This is a genomic window from Mesorhizobium sp. M5C.F.Ca.IN.020.32.2.1, assembly GCF_004023105.1.
Classification (GTDB): Bacteria; Pseudomonadota; Alphaproteobacteria; order Rhizobiales; family Rhizobiaceae; genus Mesorhizobium; species Mesorhizobium wenxiniae.
Genome location: NZ_RZSX01000635.1, coordinates 1 through 3,837, shown reverse-complemented (window position 1 = coordinate 3,837; position 3,837 = coordinate 1). Strand labels below are relative to the sequence as shown.

Below are 3,837 nucleotides of genomic sequence, written 5' to 3'. Positions count from 1 at the left end.
TGTCATTCAGACCGTTGCTTGGTAACGGACGGTTTCGGAGCCAGGACGAGAAATCGGAGCCCCTGCAGACCGCGTCGTGGGGCAGCTCCTCGATTGTATTCGACAATCGGCGGTGGGCGTGCCGGGAGGCGGAACTCCGCTGGACAGCCCCTCATCATCTGATCGTGCTGACCGAAGAAGGCGGAACGTCCCATACATCCATCCGGCACGAGGCAAGATCCCTCTACGACGGAATGGATCGTCCCGGAGCCCTCACCTTCGTCCCCGCAGGCGCGGAGCGGCTCGGCTTCTATCGCGATGTAAACCTCTCCTATTCAGCCTTATGGATCGATCCCGATATCGGGCTTCCCGGATGCGAACGCCTCAGAGATTTGCCGATCCTGGTGAACAAGGAAGACGCGGTGATCGCCACGCTGCTGAGTTCGCTTCGCGACGAGATGGCACTCGGCCACAAGCCGGACACTGCCTATGTCGAGCATCTGGTCGCCCTGGTCAGCCTCCGCGTGGCCATTCTGAACCGGGATCAACATCCTTCTCTGCGTCACGGCTGCCTCAGCCGTCGGGCGCTTGGTCGAGTTCGGGCTTACATCGATGCACATATGCATTCCGGCGTTTCGCTAAGCGAGTTGGCAGGCGTCGCGGGCATGGCCGTCGACAGTTTTGCGCGTCGTTTCAAAGCGACGACCGGCCTTGCACCCTATGCCTATGTGATCGAGGAACGCGTGCGGCGAGCGGAGATGCTGCTGCGCGAAACGGGTTTGTCGATCGGTAGCATTGCCTTTCGGCTCGGCTTTTCAAGCCAAAGCCACTTCACCACGACGTTCCGGCGTCTCAGGGGCATGACGCCTCGGGCCTATCGGGTGAATTCTTCTCCGGAATCCTGACATTGCCGCCGGTTTCTTGAAAGAAAGCCGCCGGCCGCACCCCCACCTCCAGTGTCGATGAGTGACAGAACTGCGACTGGGAGATCATGCATGGCCAGAACAGACAACAGGAGCGGGCCGACTCGTCGGATGGTGCTGGAGGGCGGAGTGGCGACCGGCGTGCTCCTGGCTACCGGTATACCGGTTGACGCCGAGCCGGCCGACAGCGTCACGGCGGCCGCCTCGCCCACGCCGGTACCGACGATGCCGATGTCCCTGCGGATCAACGCGAAGGATTTTGCCGTCGAACTCGACCCGCGGACGACGCTGCTCGACGCCCTGCGCAACCATCTCGGTCTCACCGGCTCGAAGAAAGGCTGCGACCACGGCCAGTGCGGCGCATGCACGGTGCTGGTCGACGGGCGCCGGATCAATTCCTGCCTGACGCTTGCCGCAATGCATGAAGGCGACGAGATCACCACGGTCGAGGGCCTTGCCGAGGGTGACCGGCTGCATCCGGTGCAGGCCGCCTTCGTCGCCCGCGATGGTTTCCAGTGCGGCTATTGCACGCCGGGCCAGATCTGCTCTGCAGTCGGTATGCTGGGCGAGGCCAGGGCCGGCTGGCCGAGCCACGCGAGCGCCGACGTGGCGGCGGCTTCTGTCGCTCTCAGCGATGCCGAGATCCGCGAGCGGATGAGCGGCAACATCTGCCGTTGTGCCGCTTATCCGAACATCGTCGCTGCAATCCGCGACGCGGCAGAGGAGGCGTGAGCAATGCAATCCTTCACTTATGAACGTGCGGCAAATGCCGTGCAGGCAGCCGCCGCGGTTGCGGCCCGGCCGGGCGCCAAGTTCATCAGCGGCGGCACCAATCTGCTCGACCTGATGAAGCTCGAGATCGAGCGCCCAGCGCATCTCGTCGACATCAGCCGGCTGCCGTTCGATCGAACCGAGGAGACGGCGGAAGGCGGGCTTCGGGTCGGCGCCCAGGTCCGCAACAGCGATCTCGCCGCCGATCCGCGGGTGAGGTCACGCTACCCGATGCTCACGCAAGCGCTGCTGGCGGGAGCGTCCGGCCAGATACGCAACAAGGCCTCGACCAGCGGCAATCTCCTGCAGCGCACACGCTGCCCCTACTTCTACGATCGCAACATGCCTTGCAACAAGCGCGAGCCGGGTTCGGGCTGCGCGGCGCTTCAGGGCTTCAATCGCATGCACGCCGTACTTGGCGCGAGCGAAGCCTGCATCGCGGTGCATCCCTCCGACATGGCGGTCGCCATGTCCGGGCTCGACGCCAGGATCGAGACCATATCACCCGGCGGCGAGACCCGCACGATCCCGATCGGCGATTTCCACCGATTGCCAGAGGCGATGCCCCATGTGGACACCGTGCTCCGCCACGGCGAAATGATCGCCGCGGTTACCCTGCCGCCGCCGCCACCCGGCCGGCAGGTTTACCGCAAGGTGCGCGACCGTGCCTCCTACGCCTTCGCGCTGGTGTCGGTGGCAATAATCGTCGAGAAAAGCGGCGACCGTGTCCTAAGCGCTCAGATCGCCATGGGCGGCGTGGCAGCGAAGCCCTGGCGCGCAACGGAGGCGGAGCGCATGCTCGCAGGAGCGACGGCGTCCGACGGCGCCTTTACCGATGCGGCCGAAGCCGCGCTCGCCGGAGCCGTCGGATATGGCGGCAATGATTTCAAGATCCCGCTGGCGAAACGGACGATGCGGCACACGCTCGCGGCCGCCGCCGAGAGTACATGAGGTGACACCATGACAGAGACGAAGACCAGCGAGATCCGTCCTTCCGAAACACGCAATGGCGTTATCGGGCGCCCAGTCGACCGCATCGACGGTCCGCTCAAAGTGACAGGTAATGCCACCTACGCCTACGAGAATGCGCTGGATGGCACAGCCTATGGCTATATTCTCGGCGCCGCCGTCGCCAAGGGGCGCATCGCCGAGATCGACACGGCCGAAGCCGAACGGGCGCCGGCAGTGCTGCTCGTCATGACGCACCGCAATGCGCCGGCCCAGCCGGATTTCGGCCCGGCGGTCACGCCGACCGTACCGGAGGTCTTCACGCGCGCCCGCCCCGCGCTCAACAGCGACCGGGTGCGCTACTACGACGAGCCGGTCGCGCTGGTCGTTGCGGAGACGTTCGAGGCGGCACGCGCTGCGGCGGGCCTCATCAAAGTGCGCTACGACGAGGAGCCGGGCCTCTACGATTTGCCGGGGCGTGTGGCCGACGCCTATGCACCGAAGCGGACCAACGCCGGCTTCGAGACCGACAGTGTGGTCGGCGACTTCGAGAGTGCCTTTGCGGCGGCTCCGGTCAAGATCGATGCTACTTACCGGACCCCCTTCGAACATCACAATCCGATGGAGCCCCATGCGACGCTCGCCGCCTGGTCAGGCAACGAGCTGACGATCCATACATCGGCGCAAACCCTGGCGAACTTCCGGGCGGGGATCGCCAGCACGCTTCGCATCCCGCCCGAGCGTGTGCGCATCGTGAGCCCGTTCATCGGCGGAGGCTTCGGCTCCAAGCTGATTGCCCATTCCGATACAATCCTGGCCGCGCTTGCAGCGCAGGTCCTGCAGCGTCCCGTTAAGATCGCGCTGACGCGACAGCAGATGTTCGCCAATGCCGGTCACCGCGCAGAGATGATCCAACAGGTACGTCTCGGCGCAGACACCGATGGGCGGCTCACCGGGGTCGCGCACGATGTCTGGTCCGCAACGTCCAGCTTCGAGGAGTACTGCGAGCAAACGGCAGTTTTTGCCCGCTCGCTCTACGCGGCGCCGAACCGTCTCACCCGCCATCGCCTGGTTCCGCTGGATATCAACCGCGGCGAATGGATGCGCTCGCCCGGCGAAGCGCCCGGCATGCTTGCTTTCGAATGCGCCATGGATGAGCTTGCCGAGCGGCTCGGCCTGGACCCGATCGAACTCAGGATCCGCAACGAACCGGAAC

General features: G+C 65.1%; 4 protein-coding genes. All 4 read left to right on the top strand.

The window, feature by feature from the left end:
* Positions 1-884, top strand: an 884-nt coding sequence (locus EOA86_RS25935; protein ID WP_245497374.1) for an AraC family transcriptional regulator, incomplete at its 5' end; no start/stop codon positions are given.
* A gap of 90 nt (positions 885-974) precedes the next feature.
* On the top strand, positions 975-1,634 hold the full coding sequence (locus tag EOA86_RS25930; RefSeq protein WP_128344298.1) for a 2Fe-2S iron-sulfur cluster-binding protein: 660 nt from the start codon (positions 975-977) through the stop codon (positions 1,632-1,634).
* A gap of 3 nt (positions 1,635-1,637) precedes the next feature.
* Positions 1,638-2,624, top strand: coding sequence for a xanthine dehydrogenase family protein subunit M (locus EOA86_RS25925; RefSeq protein WP_128344296.1), 987 nt, complete (start codon positions 1,638-1,640; stop codon positions 2,622-2,624).
* A gap of 9 nt (positions 2,625-2,633) precedes the next feature.
* On the top strand, positions 2,634-3,837 hold a 1,204-nt coding region (locus tag EOA86_RS25920; RefSeq protein ID WP_164891984.1), incomplete at its 3' end, for a molybdopterin cofactor-binding domain-containing protein.